16 protein-coding genes are annotated in these 15,387 nt (G+C 45.1%); 5 read left to right on the top strand and 11 right to left on the bottom strand.

Annotated elements, in window-relative coordinates; translation table 11 throughout:
* Positions 1-15 precede the first annotated feature (15 nt).
* Genes I579_RS00520 through yidA form a run of 3 tightly spaced genes read left to right on the top strand, consistent with a single transcriptional unit; the run spans position 16 to position 3,031 of the window.
* Positions 16-831: a lipoate--protein ligase family protein gene (locus I579_RS00520; RefSeq protein WP_010753163.1), complete on the top strand. Its 816-nt coding sequence runs from the start codon at positions 16-18 to the stop codon at positions 829-831.
* Positions 818-2,173, top strand: a complete 1,356-nt coding sequence (locus I579_RS00525; protein WP_010753162.1) for an HD domain-containing protein — start codon at positions 818-820, stop codon at positions 2,171-2,173. Before I579_RS00520 ends, I579_RS00525 begins: the two co-directional genes overlap by 14 nt.
* 45 nt (positions 2,174-2,218) lie before the next feature.
* On the top strand, positions 2,219-3,031 hold the full coding sequence (gene yidA, locus I579_RS00530; RefSeq protein ID WP_010753161.1) for a sugar-phosphatase: 813 nt from the start codon (positions 2,219-2,221) through the stop codon (positions 3,029-3,031).
* A gap of 63 nt (positions 3,032-3,094) precedes the next feature.
* Here yidA and I579_RS00535 read toward each other — a convergent pair whose 3' ends face one another.
* Positions 3,095-3,544, bottom strand: coding sequence for an NUDIX hydrolase (locus I579_RS00535; protein ID WP_010753160.1), 450 nt, complete (start codon positions 3,542-3,544; stop codon positions 3,095-3,097).
* Positions 3,545-3,702: 158 nt separating this feature from the next.
* On the opposite strand from I579_RS00535, the gene gloA reads away from it, so the two are divergent.
* A complete protein-coding gene (gloA, locus tag I579_RS00540; protein ID WP_010753159.1) occupies positions 3,703-4,077 on the top strand; it encodes a lactoylglutathione lyase in 375 nt (124 codons plus the stop codon).
* An 18-nt stretch (positions 4,078-4,095) separates the two neighbouring features.
* Positions 4,096-4,803 (top strand): gamma-glutamyl-gamma-aminobutyrate hydrolase family protein, encoded by a 708-nt coding sequence (locus I579_RS00545; RefSeq protein ID WP_010753158.1) that lies wholly within the window; start codon positions 4,096-4,098, stop codon positions 4,801-4,803.
* A gap of 49 nt (positions 4,804-4,852) precedes the next feature.
* On the opposite strand, the gene I579_RS00550 is transcribed toward I579_RS00545, so the two are convergent.
* From I579_RS00550 to zapA, 10 genes are all read right to left on the bottom strand, one after another.
* Positions 4,853-6,106 carry an ABC transporter permease gene (locus I579_RS00550; RefSeq protein ID WP_010753157.1) on the bottom strand — a complete coding sequence of 418 codons (1,254 nt, stop codon included), beginning with the start codon at positions 6,104-6,106 and terminating at the stop codon, positions 4,853-4,855.
* Positions 6,099-6,998, bottom strand: coding sequence for an ABC transporter ATP-binding protein (locus tag I579_RS00555; RefSeq protein WP_010753156.1), 900 nt, complete (start codon positions 6,996-6,998; stop codon positions 6,099-6,101). The genes I579_RS00550 and I579_RS00555 overlap by 8 nt, the downstream gene beginning before the upstream one ends.
* A 194-nt stretch (positions 6,999-7,192) precedes the next feature.
* A complete protein-coding gene (locus I579_RS12455) occupies positions 7,193-7,900 on the bottom strand; it encodes a hypothetical protein (RefSeq protein ID WP_010753155.1) in 708 nt (235 codons plus the stop codon).
* Entirely contained in the window at positions 7,890-8,435 is a 546-nt protein-coding gene (locus I579_RS00565; protein WP_010753154.1) for a sigma-70 family RNA polymerase sigma factor, read from the bottom strand. Before I579_RS00565 ends, I579_RS12455 begins: the two co-directional genes overlap by 11 nt.
* Before the next feature lie 169 nt (positions 8,436-8,604).
* Positions 8,605-9,207, bottom strand: a complete 603-nt coding sequence (locus I579_RS00570; protein ID WP_010753153.1) for a hypothetical protein — start codon at positions 9,205-9,207, stop codon at positions 8,605-8,607.
* A gap of 280 nt (positions 9,208-9,487) precedes the next feature.
* Positions 9,488-11,314, bottom strand: a complete 1,827-nt coding sequence (uvrC, locus tag I579_RS00575) for an excinuclease ABC subunit UvrC (RefSeq protein ID WP_010753152.1) — start codon at positions 11,312-11,314, stop codon at positions 9,488-9,490.
* Between the two features lie 116 nt (positions 11,315-11,430).
* Entirely contained in the window at positions 11,431-11,745 is a 315-nt protein-coding gene (trxA, locus tag I579_RS00580) for a thioredoxin (protein WP_010753151.1), read from the bottom strand.
* 114 nt (positions 11,746-11,859) lie between these two features.
* Positions 11,860-14,223 (bottom strand): endonuclease MutS2, encoded by a 2,364-nt coding sequence (locus I579_RS00585; protein ID WP_010753150.1) that lies wholly within the window; start codon positions 14,221-14,223, stop codon positions 11,860-11,862.
* A 99-nt stretch (positions 14,224-14,322) separates the two neighbouring features.
* Positions 14,323-14,871 carry a CvpA family protein gene (locus I579_RS00590; protein ID WP_010753149.1) on the bottom strand — a complete coding sequence of 183 codons (549 nt, stop codon included), beginning with the start codon at positions 14,869-14,871 and terminating at the stop codon, positions 14,323-14,325.
* Between the two features lie 38 nt (positions 14,872-14,909).
* Positions 14,910-15,353, bottom strand: a complete 444-nt coding sequence (gene zapA / locus I579_RS00595; RefSeq protein ID WP_010753148.1) for a cell division protein ZapA — start codon at positions 15,351-15,353, stop codon at positions 14,910-14,912.
* Positions 15,354-15,387: the final 34 nt, after the last annotated feature.

Below are 15,387 nucleotides of genomic sequence, written 5' to 3' on the forward strand. Positions count from 1 at the left end.
TAAAGGAGTTTTTTTATGAAATCGATCCACATACTGAATCAACCACTTTACCAAACTCAGGAATTTTTTACGCCCTTTGCTTTAACAGACGTCTTAATCGAAGACTCTGGGCAACAGGAGCAACCTTACCTGCACTTTTGGCAATTGTCCCAAGGGATGATTTTAGGCATGAAAGATACCCGACTGCCTCAGCTACAAGCTGCTTTGGCCACCTTGCCAGCTACCGGCTACACCCCCGTAGTCCGCAATTCCGGTGGTCTGGGCGTCGTGGCGGATGCGGGAATTTTAAACGTCTCTCTCATTTTGCCTTTGACGAATCAGAAGCTATCCACGGATGAAGCCTACGAAAAAATGTATCATTTGATTCAACAAGCCTTTCCTGAAGTGACGATTACTACAGGGGAAGTAGCGACTTCTTATTGTCCTGGAGAGTTCGACTTAAGCATTGAAGGACAAAAAATCGCCGGGATCGCCCAACGCCGGATTAAAAATGGTGTGGTGATTATGCTGTACTTAAGCGTCAATGGAGATCAACCAGGCCGAGGCGTTTTGGTTCGTAATTTTTATCAAGCGGGTTTAAAAGAAGCTTTTGGAACCCAAGGCTATCCCCCAGTGGACCCGACTAGCATGGCGAATCTAGCCGACTTTCTGCCGGGGATGACCCCAAAAGAAGTCATCAAACGCCTAAGTGCTGTCTTCCCCAAAGCCAAACACCTGGACTCACGGGATTGGCTGAATCAACTAGCAGACACCAGTCGCTACGAAAGTCGTCTGGCCAGCATGGCGCAACGCAATCAAATCATAAAGGAGCAAAAAAATGATTCCTTATAGAGAACAATTACTACCTTTAGAAAAAGTCTTTCGGGACCCGGTGCACAATTACATTCACGTGCAGCATCAAGTCATCTTGGACTTGATCAATTCCAAAGAGTTCCAACGTTTACGCCGAATTAAGCAACTAGGAACGAACTCCTTTACTTTCCATGGAGCCGAGCACAGTCGCTTTGCCCATTCTTTGGGGGTTTACGAAATTGCTCGCCGAATTTGCGACATCTTCGCTCGCAATTATTCCGTGGAAAAAATCGGCCCCGGCGGTTGGGATGACCAAGAACGTCTGGTGACCTTGTGTGCCGCTCTTTTACATGATGTGGGCCACGGACCTTTTTCCCACACTTTCGAGCATATCTTCCATACGGATCACGAAGCCATCACCGTGGAGATCATCACCAGCCCTGAAACAGAAGTCTTTCAAATTTTGAATCGGGTGGCCCCTGGCTTTCCGGAACAAGTGGCTAGCGTGATTACCCATGACTACCCTAATCCTCAAGTGGTGCAGATGATTTCCAGCCAAATCGATGCCGATCGCATGGACTACCTTTTGCGAGATGCTTACTTCACGGGGACGGAATACGGTACTTTCGATTTGACCCGAATCTTACGGGTGATTCGCCCTTATGCCGGGGGGATTGCTTTTAGTTACAGTGGCATGCACGCAGTGGAAGATTACATCGTCAGCCGCTATCAAATGTACGTGCAAGTTTATTTCCACAAAGTCTCTCGTGGCATGGAAGTCATGTTAGAGCATTTACTTGACCGGGCCCATGAATTGTACCGGGAAACACCGGAAATCTTCGCCTTGCATTCTCAATTATTGATTCCCTTTTTAGCGGAAGAATTTACTCTAGAAGACTACTTGAAATTAGACGATGGGGTTTTGACTACTTACTTCATTCAGTGGGCAGACGAGCAAGATCTCTTGCTTAGCGATTTGGCGAAGCGTTGGCTCTATCGCAAACCACTAAAATCCGCTACTTTCGATGAAGAGCACCAATGGCCTTTAATCGAAACACTACAAGATTTAGTGGAGGAAGTCGGCTTTGATCCGAATTACTACACCGCGGTGAACTCAAGCTACGATTTGCCTTACGATTTTTATCGGCCAAAATCCGGGGTACATCGGACGCAAATTGAATTGCAACAAAACGACGGTAGCTTAGTGGAACTATCCAAGGTCAGCCAGCTAGTCGCCGCTATCGCCGGTCAAAAAACCGGGGATCATCGCTTCTATTTCCCAAAAGAAATGGTTGACCCCACTTCTTCCAACAATTATGATTTGTTTAGCGAAACCTATCAAGCCTTCGCCGCCCATATTCACAATGGTGCCTTGGTTTAACTTGGCAAAGGCCATCTCGCAATAAAAAAAAGGAGTTACCTTTACATGTCCATTCGACTTATTGCCATCGACATCGATGGTACCTTGGTGAATTCTGAACGCAAACTAACGGAGCGGGTGAAAAACACTTTAATCGCCGCTCGGGATAAAGGCGTGAAGATTGTTTTGTGTACCGGCCGACCACTTCCTGGCGTGCAACCGGAATTAGAAGCATTAGGCCTGGTTACCGATGAAGATTACGTGATCACTTATAATGGCTCTTTAGTCCAAAACGTCGGTACGAAAGAAGAAATTTTTTCCGCTCATTTGAGCCAAGACGATTATTTGGATGTCAGCTACATGGCACAAAAACTAGGCGTGCACTTGCACGTTTCCAGCAGTGACGCAATTTACACCGCTCACCGGGACATCAGCCCTTACACTGTGCACGAGTCTTGGTTGGTGCACATGCCGATTAAATTCCGTTCAGCGGATGAAATGATCACGGAGCCTGTGGAAATGATCAAAATGATGATGATCGATGAACCAGCGATTTTGGATGCGGCGATTGCGCAAATCCCGGCTGATTTCAAAGAGCGCTATACGGTGGTCAAAAGTGCACCGTTCTACTTGGAAGTCCTTCATCCAGGTGCTAGTAAAGGTGTTGGCTTGGCTCAACTAGCTAGCCATTTGGAATTGACCTCGGATGAAGTCATGGCCATTGGCGACAACGAAAACGACTTGACTATGTTGGAATACGCCGGCATTGGCGTAGCCATGAAAAATGCGATTCCTATTGTAAAAGAAGTCGCTGATGTGGAGACCGCCTCAAACGACGAAGACGGCGTAGCTTTGGTTGTGGAGCAATACGTCTTGTAATGTAAACTAAAAAAGCCACTACTTCTTGGGATTCACCAAAGGAAGTCGTGGCTTTTTGCTTTTTTATTTGGCTGATTGCTGTTTTAACCATTGTTCCACGGCCCATCGATGACTGCCCCGCTTTAAAAGCTGTAACGCTTTTTGGGGCGTGTGCCATTCAATCGTATTCGTGGTTTCTGTTGGCTCAGCCACTTTTTCATAGCTAGTAACTTCATAAAAATACCCCGGATGCTCGAAATAGGTATCCCGATGCCGGGAGTAAAAGTACTCCACGGCTTCTCCAAAGTAAGTCCCTAAGACGACTACGAAACCGACTTCTTCTAACATCTCCCGTTCAATGGCTTGTCGATGATTCTCCCCGGCTTCAATCTCCCCACCAGGCAAAAAATACGCGCCATTTGGTGCTTGCACCAAAACAATTGTTTGTCGATCTTTTTCAGGAATCACCACGTATGCACCGTATCGTGCGCGATAGGGTTTCCCCGCTTCTTTTTCACCAAATTTTGGTACCACACCAACATCCCCCAACCATTGCTTTTCTCCATATTTTACCGAAGTGAGGGCGTTTGCACAAGGAAAAGCCGATTTCTTATCATCCTTTCTCCCCTATGGTAAGATGAAGGTAATGCGCTAGTAGGATTTGATTGCGCTAATTGAAAGGATGATGACAGATGAAAATGGCCCATACCTGTGTCCGGGTCAAAGACTTGGAAGCTTCTTTGAACTTTTACCAAGAAGCCTTTGATTTTGTAGAAACACGCCGGCGGGACTTCCCGGAAAACAAATTCACCCTGGTGTACCTCTCTTTACCAGGAGATGACTATGAACTGGAACTGACTTACAACTACGACCACCCAGGGTATGATCTAGGGGATGGCTATGGTCATATTGCCATTGCAGTACCCGATTTAGAAGCATTGCATGAAAAACACCAAGGGGCTGGTTTTACCGTAACGGATCTGAAAGGTCTTCCTGGCACAAGCCCTTCTTATTACTTTATCGTCGACCCAGATGGCTACAAGATCGAAGTAATTCGGGAAAAATAAACACAAGGAGCGATGTACGTGAAGCCACGGATTGGAATTGCCGGTAGTCAACGCACTATGGTCGAAGGAGAAACTCATTGGCTCAGTTACACCCCGCGAAATTTCGTCACGGGAATCACTCGTGCAGGCGGCCTGCCCTTTGTCTTACCCGTGGGTGAACCGGAAGATGCCCCAGCCTACATGGCAAATGTGGACAAGCTCTTACTTGCCGGTGGTCAAGACGTGGATCCTCGACTCTATCACGCACTGCCCCAAGCACAGCTCAAGGCCCTAGATGTCCCACGGGATCATTTCGAACTGGCATTGATTGCGGCAGCCCTCGAACAAGGCAAGCCGATTTTCGCGATTTGTCGCGGGATGCAGTTGTTGAATGTGGCTTTAGGCGGGAGCTTAGTACAAGACTTGTCCTTACGAGAAGAAAACACTTTGAAACATGATCAATTTCCCACACCTTTTGCTCAGCCCACACATCCGGTGATGATCAATGAGGATAGTCTACTGCGTACTCTTTTGCCAGCCAGCTATCAAGTCAATTCTTTCCACCATCAAACCATCCATCGCCTAGGCAGTGGCTTAACCGTTACAGCTACGGCACCAGATGGGGTAATTGAAGGCATTGAAGACCAAAACCGGCGACTGTTGGGCGTCCAGTGGCATCCGGAACTAGCTTGTGAGACCATTGCTACAGAGCAAGGTTTGTTTGATTATTTTGTTCACTCTTTGTAACTAAAAAATGCCAAGGTCCTCTCCCAATGGAGGAAACCTTGGCATTTTTTTATTTTTGTTCGCTACGGAAAAGCGTCCAAGACTGTTTCAAAGCCGCCCAAACCCCATTGTCGTTGTAAACCAAGACATTGGATTTGTACAAACCGGCCGAAAGAAACATCATCCCCAAAGTCACCACAAGTAAGATGACCACAGACACAATCCCATTGCCAATCGTCGCCGTATCGGAAGCTAAGCGCACCGGCATAGAGAAACTCGAAAAGAACGGAATGTAAGACGTGACCTTCAAGACTGCACTGTGAGGATCCATTAATCCTAAAAGATAAGCGATAAAGTAGCCCGCCATGGACAAGTACGTCACCGGCACGATGGCTTTGGCTGTATCTTCTGCTTTGTTGACCAATGAACCACAGAGCGCCGCCAATACAGAATAAATCAAAATCCCTAGTAAGACGAAAATCACGGTGAAGATTAAGAAAGGCCCAAAGACTTTTTCAATGGACAAGTCCCCAATCACACTTTGAACCATTTCCATATCTTTAAACTTCTGCCAGCCAAAGACAATCATCAATCCGTAAATCACCATTTGCGTCAAGGCCACCAACAGAACCCCTACTAATTTCCCATAATAATGAGTCTGGGCTTTGGTACTGGAAAGAATGATTTCCATGATCCGGGTGCCTTTTTCCGAGGCAATCTCCTGAGCGATGATACTAGCATAGGTCATGATAAACACCAAGAGCAAAATCGTCGCCACCATGGCCACCATGCTTTGGATATTGCTGTAATCATCCTTGTCTTCCATCTTGCCCGCTGCATCGAAGCTCACCTTTTGGGTGGTAAAGCTAGCCGGCTCATCTAGCTGTGTCACTTTTTCAGGACTTAAGCCCAGGGTTTGCGCCCGAAGACTTCGTTGCATGCTGTTGAGCATCTGCTGTAAGGTCATCTGTAAGGTCGTCCCCACGGAAGACTCCGCGTAAATCGTCCCTTTGACTTGTTCTTCCTCCAAAGCTAAGACTAGATAAGCATCAATGTCTTCTTTTTCCAGTTGCTTTTCTCCAGCAGCCTCACTTTTCAAAGTGACAAACTGGTACTCCTCATTGTCCAACTGAGTAAAACTTTCTGCCACCTGAGCATTTTCACTAAAAACCCCGATTTTATTTAAATCACTGTCTCCGGCTAAATTATTGATAAACCAGAAAAAGACGCCAAACAAAAAGGGAGCCAAAATCAAAATCGCAAAGCTCGCGGATTTGACATTTTTCTTGTATACATCTCCGGCAATCACCCAAAATTTACTCATGATGCTTCCCCGCTTTCATCTTAAAAATTTCTTCCAAAGTCGGCGGCTGCTGATTAAACATGGGAATATAGCCATCTTGCGTTGCTCGCATAAAGATTTCTTCTCCGGCTTTGGAATCTGAAAGGGTCAATTCCAAGCTGCCGTCTTCTCTCGTTGACACTTGTTTGACACCCGCTACCGCTTCTAATTCAGCCTCAGGAAGCCCGGCATCTAAAAAGAGTTTCGTACGACCGAAAGATTCCCGGATATCGTGAACCTTCCCTTTTAAGACCGTCTGACCATTGTTTAACATGATTAAGTGGTCACAAATTTTTTCCACATTGTCCATGTTGTGAGAAGAAAAGATAACGCAAGAACCTTGTCGCTTCAATTGAAGGATGCCGTCTTTTAATAGCTCGGCATTCACAGGATCCAATCCACTGAAAGGCTCGTCCAAAATAACCAATTTTGGCTCATGAATCAAGGTCGCGATCAACTGGACTTTTTGTTGATTCCCTTTTGATAAGGATTTTACTTTGTCAGTTTTCTTGCCTTTGACTTGAAATTTTTCCATCCATTCATCGATCTTTGGTAAGATTTCTTTTCGTGTCTTGCCTCGTAATTCGGCAAAAAAGACCAGCTGCTCTTCAATGCTGACTTTCGGATAGAGGCCCCGTTCTTCCGGTAAATAGCCAATCAAATTGTATTCCTTAGCGCTAATCGGTTGTCCATTCCACAAAACCGTTCCTTGATCCGGCTTCAAAAAATCCATAATCAGCCGGAAAGTAGTGGTTTTCCCTGCACCATTTTGACCAATCAGCCCCATGATGCTCCCGTCTTGGATCTCAAAGGAAAGATCTGCTACCGCTCGATAGTCCCCAAAAGATTTCTCCAAGTGCTCCACTTGTAACATGCTAACACTCCCCTTTTTTCAAATAAGCACTCCCCCACAAAAATGTGTTATGAAAAGTACTCCCTTATTGTAGCAAATATCCCTAGTTTAAGGCAAAATTGACTGAAAATTTTTTCTGCCCATGTTTTGGCAAACAAAAAAAGCCGAGCCTTAGCCCAGCTTTTCTCAATTTTTTTCTCAGACACAAATCGCGATTATTTGACACTGAGTAAACGCCAAATCAAATAGACCAACAAGAGGAAAAAAGGGATGTTGATCCACCAAACAGCGGTAGCGCCGATTTTATTAAGAACGCGATCAATCCGGCTGTTTCGTTGGACGTGATTGCTCTTGGGCACTGCGGCAAAAGCGGAAATCTGCTCCTTAATCCGGCAAAACTCCTGATAATCTTGCTCACTTAAGGCCTCAATAAAAACATGGGCTTCCGACTGAAAATCGACAAAGTAGCAAGTAAACCTTTGTCTGTGGAATTTTTCATCAAAGTAATTTCGTTGATATTTTTCCACAAAGATGGACTGGAGACTGCTATAAGGATAGCTGAAATACTGATTGTCTTCCAAGAAATCAACGACTACTAAAAAAAGAATTTGCCGATTGGTAAAGACCATCAGACGGTTGCCTCGGGTATCGTGAAACTTCTCCACATACTCCCGAGCGGCTTTGGAGCGCGCGTAAGCCAGCCCGTTGATTCCTGTATTCATCAAAGCGGTATTATCGGTATTGTTCAGTGGCAAATACGCCAAAATCGGTTCGTCTGCCGGCAATTGGGGCGTTAGCTTGGCCTTGATTTCTTGCATCAATATATAATATTTGCTTCTTTGATAAAGGCTCTGCACTTGTGCTTCATCCATCAGCTTACCCAAGCGCTGATTTTCCTGATAAACAACTTCTTTAAAACCCAAAAGAATCACTCCTTTCTGCAAATTTCTGTCTCAATTTACTCCGTCCTCGGGAGAGCCGATTGTAGACCTGGGACTGTTCAAAAGATAAAGTCTTGGCGATATCCTTTGGGGAAACTTGATAAAAATAATAAAGAAGAAAAATTTGCTGATCTTCTTGGCTTAAGCAATCTACCAATTCAAGAAAAGTCTCTTGGGCTAAGGGATCATCCTCTTGATCTGCAAGTTTATTTAATTTTTCCCCATCATCCTCATGGTAGTCTCTAGCCAGCTTTCGTTTTTGATCGATTGCTTTACTGCGAGCAATCATCAACAGCCAGGTAATAAAAGAAGCCTTTTTGGGGTCAAAATCACCAATTTTTTCCCAGATTGTATAAAAAATCGTATTTTCCACCGCTTCCCATTCACTCTGCTCATGGCTTTCACATAAAATAGCGTGAACCGTCCGAATAATGGCCTCCCCATACTCGGTAATCAAATGTTCCAAAGCCTCGAAATTACGCGCTTTGAGTTCTTCAATCAATTCCCTATCCAACATGACACCTCCCCTAAAAAAGACCCCTTTTTCATCCTTACACTTATTATACGAAGACAGATGGCTTTTTCTATCCAGTTACTCTATTTTCTTGAATTAGGGTTATTCCGTCAGTTGTTATTAGCAAACAAAAAAGCCGAGCCTTAGCTCAGCTTTTTTCCTTACTTATTTATTACACTGCATCGTTTGCTCTTTCAAAGGGAGAGGGTTCTTTCCAAGCATCTAGCTGAATCGGTTGCGTCAGTGTCGCTAACTCCCCTTTCAATTGTCTGATGCGCTCCAATTTGCCGGAAATAGCATCCAATTGATCTGGAAGCGTCAAACTTTGTTTCGCAAAATTTTCCAATTGATTGTGCACATGTTCCACGAATACCCCTTGATTTTCCGCCTGAGTATTCATGGTAACTTCTAAATCTTGGCGCCATTCCAACATTCCGCTGAATTCTGCCGCCATCTTTTCTTGCAGTTGTAGCAAGTCCTGGTTCATTTGATCCACTAGGGCTTTTTCTTCCCTCAAGCTTTGGCTGATGCCGTCTTTAAAACTCTGGGTTTCTTGAGCTGTAAAGTCTTGGCATTCCCGTAATAAATCCCGCCGCAGATTGTTCACACTGTCGCTTACTAAAGTAACTTGTTTTTCTTGTGCCCGCTTAGCTTCTTGTAGCCGTTGGGTTAATTCCATGATTTTTTTCTGATTGTGGTAATGACTGATAACTACAATCAACACCGCCAACATCCCTAAGCCAAAAGCTAAGGTAGCAAGTCCGTATTCTCCCAAAATCAATCCTCCTGAAATTCATATTTGCGCTTATTATAACAAAACCCTTTTGGTGTAGCTATCTCTTTTTAGAACTTTTTCCCCTTAAACAAGGACCTTTTAGCCAAATGAGAGGGAAATAACCCCTTCCTCATCAAAGTCAAAGCAGACCTTCCAGAAAACCGCCCACCTTACACGCCTCCAAAAAAATAACAATCGTCAACTTTTCTCATGAAATTCTGCCACCAAAAGAGAAGTCCACCAAAAGGGCGGACTTCTCATTAGTTAACGCTAAACCTGTTTATTCTTTTTGACTGTCTTGGGCTTTTTGGTCAGCCTTAGAAGACTTTTTATCCTCTGGTGCCAATACTTCTTTCACCGCTTCGGCCACAGGTAGTGGAATCCCTAACTGATGAATTTCCTCTAGCGTGGCCTGTTGGATGTTTTTCAAAGATTTAAACTCTTTTAGCAAAAGCTTTTTACGCTTCGGCCCCAGACCCGGTACACCATCCAGTTTAGAAGAAAAGCTGTTTTTACTCCGTAGTTGACGGTGGAAGGTAATGGCAAAGCGATGGACTTCATCTTGAATACGTTGCAGTAAGAAGAATTCCGGGGAATTGCGCTCCAAGTCAATCACGTCTAGGTCCGGTCCGAACAACAGCTCGCTCGTCTTGTGCTTGTCGTTTTTCGCCAAACCGGCAATCGGAATATCCAGGCCCAGCTGATTTTCCAAGACGTCTCGAGCCACATCCACTTGTCCTTTGCCCCCATCGATTACGATTAGGTCAGGAAAAGCCAAACCTTCCTTCAAAACCCGGGAGTAACGACGGTAGATAACTTCCCGCATGGACGCATAGTCATCTGGCCCTTTGACCGTTTTAATCTTGTATTTCCGGTATTCGTTTTTCGCCGGGCGACCATCGATAAAGACCACCATGGCGGACACGGGGTCCGATCCTTGAATATTCGAGTTATCAAAGGATTCGATGCGGACTGGCGTCGGGATATTCATAGCATTCCCCAGTTTTTCCACGGCCCCAATCGTTCGTTCTTCCTTGCGCTGAATCAACTGGAACTTCTCTTGTAGGGCTACTCGGGCGTTTTTCCCGGCCAAGTCCACTAGCTTCTTCTTTTCTCCCCGTTTTGGTTGCAAGACTTTCGTATCCAACAAAGCCTCCACAGACTCTTGGTCGATGTCGTCGGGAATCAGCACCTCTTTAGGAATAAAGTGCTGATTTTCTTGGTAAAACTGACCGATATACGTCAAGAAATCCTCGGGAGCTTCATTATAGAAAGGAAACAGCGACACGTCTCGTTCAATAAGTTTTCCTTGGCGAACGAAGAAAACTTGGACACACATCCAGCCTTTGTCCACCGCATAGCCAAAGACATCCCGGTCCATTTGATCCGCTTGGGTCATCTTTTGTCTGGTCATTACGGTTTCAATGGCGCGAATTTGGTCACGATATTCCGCCGCCTGCTCGAAGTTCATCTCCGCCGCAGCAGTTTCCATCTTTTGAGTCAGCTCCGCTTGAATCTCACTGTGCCCACCATTTAAAAACTGTTTGATTTCCTTCACCATCTTAGGATAGGTATCTTTAGGAATCTGGAAGACACAGGGGGCCAAGCACTGGCCCATGTGGTAGTATAGACAAACTTCTTTGGGCAAAACCTTGCACTTTCGTAAAGGAAACAAGCGGTCCAAAAGTTTCTTGGTCTCATTCGCCGCCCCAACATCGGGATACGGTCCAAAGTAATAAGCCTTGTCTTTCAAGACTTTCCGGGTAATCAATAAGCGCGGATATTCCTCGTTGGTGATTTTGATGAAAGGATAGGTTTTGTCGTCTTTCAACATGATGTTGTATTTTGGATCATTCTTCTTAATCAAGTTGATTTCCAATAACAACGCTTCGATATTGGACTCGGTGACAATGTATTCAAAATCGACAATTTCCGAAACTAAGCGTTCCGTCTTCGTATCATGACTACCGGTAAAATAAGAGCGTACTCGATTCTTTAAGATCTTGGCTTTCCCCACATAAATAATCGTTCCGTTTTTATCCTTCATCAGATAGCAACCCGGCTGATCCGGCAAGAGTGCCAGTTTGTTTTTTATGCGTTCGTTCACCAGAGGACCTCCTTTCACGTAAGAGCACAAACACCCAGCCCGGCCTCTTCTTCTCAAAAGAAGAAAAAACCGGGCTCAGGCATTGCTATGCTGCTAGTCAACTAGCAGATTTCATTTTATAAGTAAGGTTTGATCAGTTGTTCCAATTGTTCTTTTGTATGAACACCGACAACCTTTTCCACTACTTGGCCGTCTTTTTTCAACAACAAAGTAGGGATGGACATGATCCCAAATTGACTTGGGGTTTCAGGATTTTCATCCACGTCCATTTTGACGATTTTTAATTCGTCTTCTTCGTACTCATTGCCTAATTGGTCTAAAATCGGGGCTTGCATACGACAAGGTCCACACCAAGTTGCCCAAAAGTCGATGAGTACCAATCCATTGTCTGTTTCTGTAGAAAATGTAGTATCTGTTATTGCTTTTGACATGAAAAAACCTCCAATTCATTTCTAAAGCGATTATAACACGCATTGTATAGATTGAAAATTTTATTGCTTACGTTTTGTAAGATTTCCAAAAGAAGTTCAAAATCCTCAAAAACGTTATTTAAACTTGACGATGGTAGCGCCATTCCCCCCTTGATTTGCCGGTGCAAAGGCGAAGCTCGCCACACTGCGATGGTTCTTTAAATACTCCGTGATACCTTGACGCAGTGCCCCGGTACCTTTTCCGTGGACGATGGTCACTTGTGGATATCCCGCTAGAATCGCCGCATCCAAGTATTGATCGACTTCATTCAAGGCTTCTTCGTACCGCTTGCCTCTAAGGTCTAGTTGGGTAGCGACATGGGAGTCACTCCCTGAACGCAAAGTGTTAACAATTCGACTTTGGGGTTCTTTGACCGGTGCCACAGACTGCAAGTCGGCCTCTGGCAAGGTCATCTTCAAAATCCCCAGTTGCACTTGCCACTGGTCTTGGCCAATTTTCTTAATTAACGTCCCCCGTTGTCCGTAAGAAGTCACCAAGACTTCATCCCCGGCTTTGAGTTTCTTCGCTTCTTTGGCTTTTTTCAAGACCTTATTCTTTTGCAAGTGCTCTTCTTGGTGCAAATCACTTAACCGACTTTTGGCATCAATCAGTTCGTGCTCTTTCACCTTCGTCTGGCCCCCAGAAAGTTGCAAGTTACGCAAGTCCCGGATGATGCCTTCTGCTTCTTCTTGTGCTTCTGCCACTAACTGATTGGCCTTGTGCTTGGCTTTGCTCATTTCTTTTTCTCGTTCATCAAAGAAATAGGTATACGCCTCTTCCAAGTCCTTGTGCAGTTTTTCGGCTTCTTTCACATGATGTCGCAGTTCCAAGTATTCCGTTTCCGTCATTTTACGGCGGTTTTCAAGGTCGGCAATCATTTCGTTTAAGTCTTGGCTTTCCCCATCGATAATCGCTTTAGCGGAATCGATGATCTGAGGGTTTAAGCCCAGACGTTTGGAGATTTCAAAGGCATTGGACCGCCCAGGCACACCGATTAATAAGCGGAATGTGGGACTCAAGGTATCCACGTCAAACTCCATGGAAGCATTGATCGTGTTCGGACGATTGTAGCCGTAAACTTTTAGTTCTGGATAATGGGTGGTAGCCATTACATAAGCCGAACGAGCTCCCACTTCATCCAAGATGGCAATGGCCAAGGCCGCCCCTTCTTGGGGATCGGTACCAGCGCCTAATTCGTCAAAAAGAATCAAGCTTTGATCATCCACTTTGTCCAAAATCGATACGATATTCGTCATATGAGAAGAGAAAGTAGAGAGATTTTGCTCAATGGACTGTTCATCCCCGATATCCGCAAAAACTTCCCGGAAAATCCCCATGGTACTCTCTTCTGCTACAGGTAGCGGCAAGCCGGACTGCCCCATTAATTGCAAAAGTCCCAGTGTTTTCAAAGTAATCGTCTTCCCACCGGTATTTGGCCCGGTGATGACGACCGCTTGATAGTCCTTGCCAATCAAAATGTCATTGGCCACGACTTTTTCTTGATCAATCAAGGGATGGCGAGCGGAGAAGAAGGCCACGTGGTTTTCCGGACTGATTTGTGGCACCACGCATTTTAATTCTTTTCCGAAGCGGGCCTTGCCGTTAATAAAGTCCAAATGCCCGATAACGGTGGCATTGTGCAAGATGTCTCTGCGGTGAGGTACCAAAGCGGCGGAAAGTTCTGCCAAAATCCGTTCAATCTCACTGCGTTCCGCAATCTGATGGCTACGCAGCCGATTGTTCGAGTCAACGATTTGTTTTGGTTCAATAAACAATGTCTGGCCGGACGCACTTTGATCGTGTACCACCCCACCGAAGACTCCCCGGTACTCTTGTTTCACTGGAATCACGTAGCGGTCGTTTCGCATGGTAACGATGGTGTCGCTTAAATACTTGGCATTGCCGCCACGGATCAAGCCATCCAACTGTTCTCTGATCGTCTGTTCGCTACGGCGGATATTGTTGCGGATGGTTCGCAATTCTGGTGAGGCATCGTCCGTTACCCGACCATCTTCGTCAATAGCCGTCTTTAATTGGCGGGTAAGCTCTGGTAGATTGACCAATTGCTTTTGCCATTGATACAGACGCAAAAGTTCGATCTCACTATCTGCTAAATCCTCAAAAAAGCGCTCCACTTCACTAGTGGTGGTCAGCACCCGCGTGACTTGAGCCAACTCGCTGCCATTTAAATCGGCCCCGATTTCGATACGTTTCATCTGCGGTCGGATGTTTTCAATCTTGGGAATGGGGATGCCCCCGCGAAGGCGTTGAATCTTCAAGCCATCTTCTGTTTCCGCTAACCACTGACTCACCGTCTCGTGGTCTGCTGTGGGAACTAAAGTCGCTAGGATTTCTTTCCCCGGTTCTGTCACCAAATGATTGGCGATTTTATTTTTAACTGCCGCAAACTCTAAAGTTTGTAAAATTCGTTCGTTCATATTCCTTCACCTACCTGTTTGATTTCGTGAAAAAAGGGCCCGGAACAAAGCCTGCCGCCAAAAACTGTCAGCGCATCTGTCCCGTCCCTATTAGTAAAACTATGAAAGGATATTTGTAATCCAGATTTTTTCAAAGAAATTGCTAAATATTGGGGAGTGTTCCACAATGGCTTTGGCCACTCCGCTGTTGCGAAAAAGGTTTTGCACCGTGGCCAGAGGAATCATGGACAACACGTACAACAACATGAAAATCACCAAATAAGTAGTCACTAGACTCAATAAACCACTAATAAGCCAGTCTTTGTCCTCGGTTATGCGCTTAAAGCGTAGATTGTACAGAAAAATTCCGAGAAATTTCACCACTAACCAGCCGATAAACAAAATGATCAAAAAAGCCACTGCGGCGTAATACGCCTTGTCCAAATCCAAGGACTGTTCTTGGGTGAAGAAGACCATCTTCGAATCCTGACTCACGGATAGATAGGGGATATACAACTCGATTTTCTTCGCTAACTCTTGATAATTCGCCCAGGCAACAAAAAAGGCCAGCAAATACCCGCCAGAATACGCCAATTGCAAGGGTGCTCCTCGTCTACCCCCGACATAAAAGGCGATTGCCAGAAGCAAAAAAATAACTAAACCAAACATACAACGTTCCTTTCTCGCATCCGCTACTGCTCAAATGCTCAAGTATCTTGCGGTACTCGTCCTTTGATTTCTTGCTTCCGATGCTCGTTTAAAATCTGTTGCGCTTCTAAATGATTGTGAATCACCACATCACTGCGACCGGTTTGTTCCAAGACTTGCTTGGCTTCGGTTTCGATTGCTTCAATGCGCTTCAAGCGATTGGCTAGCTCGTTAGCCTTTTGCGCTTGTGCTTTTAATTCCCGATTTTTCTTTTGCAGTTTCAACAATTCTTCTTGTTTTTTTAATTGATCGCTAATGGCATTGATAGCCAAAAGAATTGCTGCTTCTTCTGTATTGATTGAGGCAGACAGTCCTTTGATTTCTTTCAACTGATCGTTTACCAGCTTCGTCACCATATCCATGTGTTGACTTGATTCATGGCCAATGATGGTATAGGTCTGATTATTGATGACTGCCTTGTATCTTTTTTTTGCTGCAGGCATGACCTGTCCCCCTCGTTTCCTGTCAAAGTACCTG

The organism is Enterococcus asini ATCC 700915, from assembly GCF_000407365.1.
GTDB lineage: Bacteria > Bacillota > Bacilli > Lactobacillales > Enterococcaceae > Enterococcus_C > Enterococcus_C asini.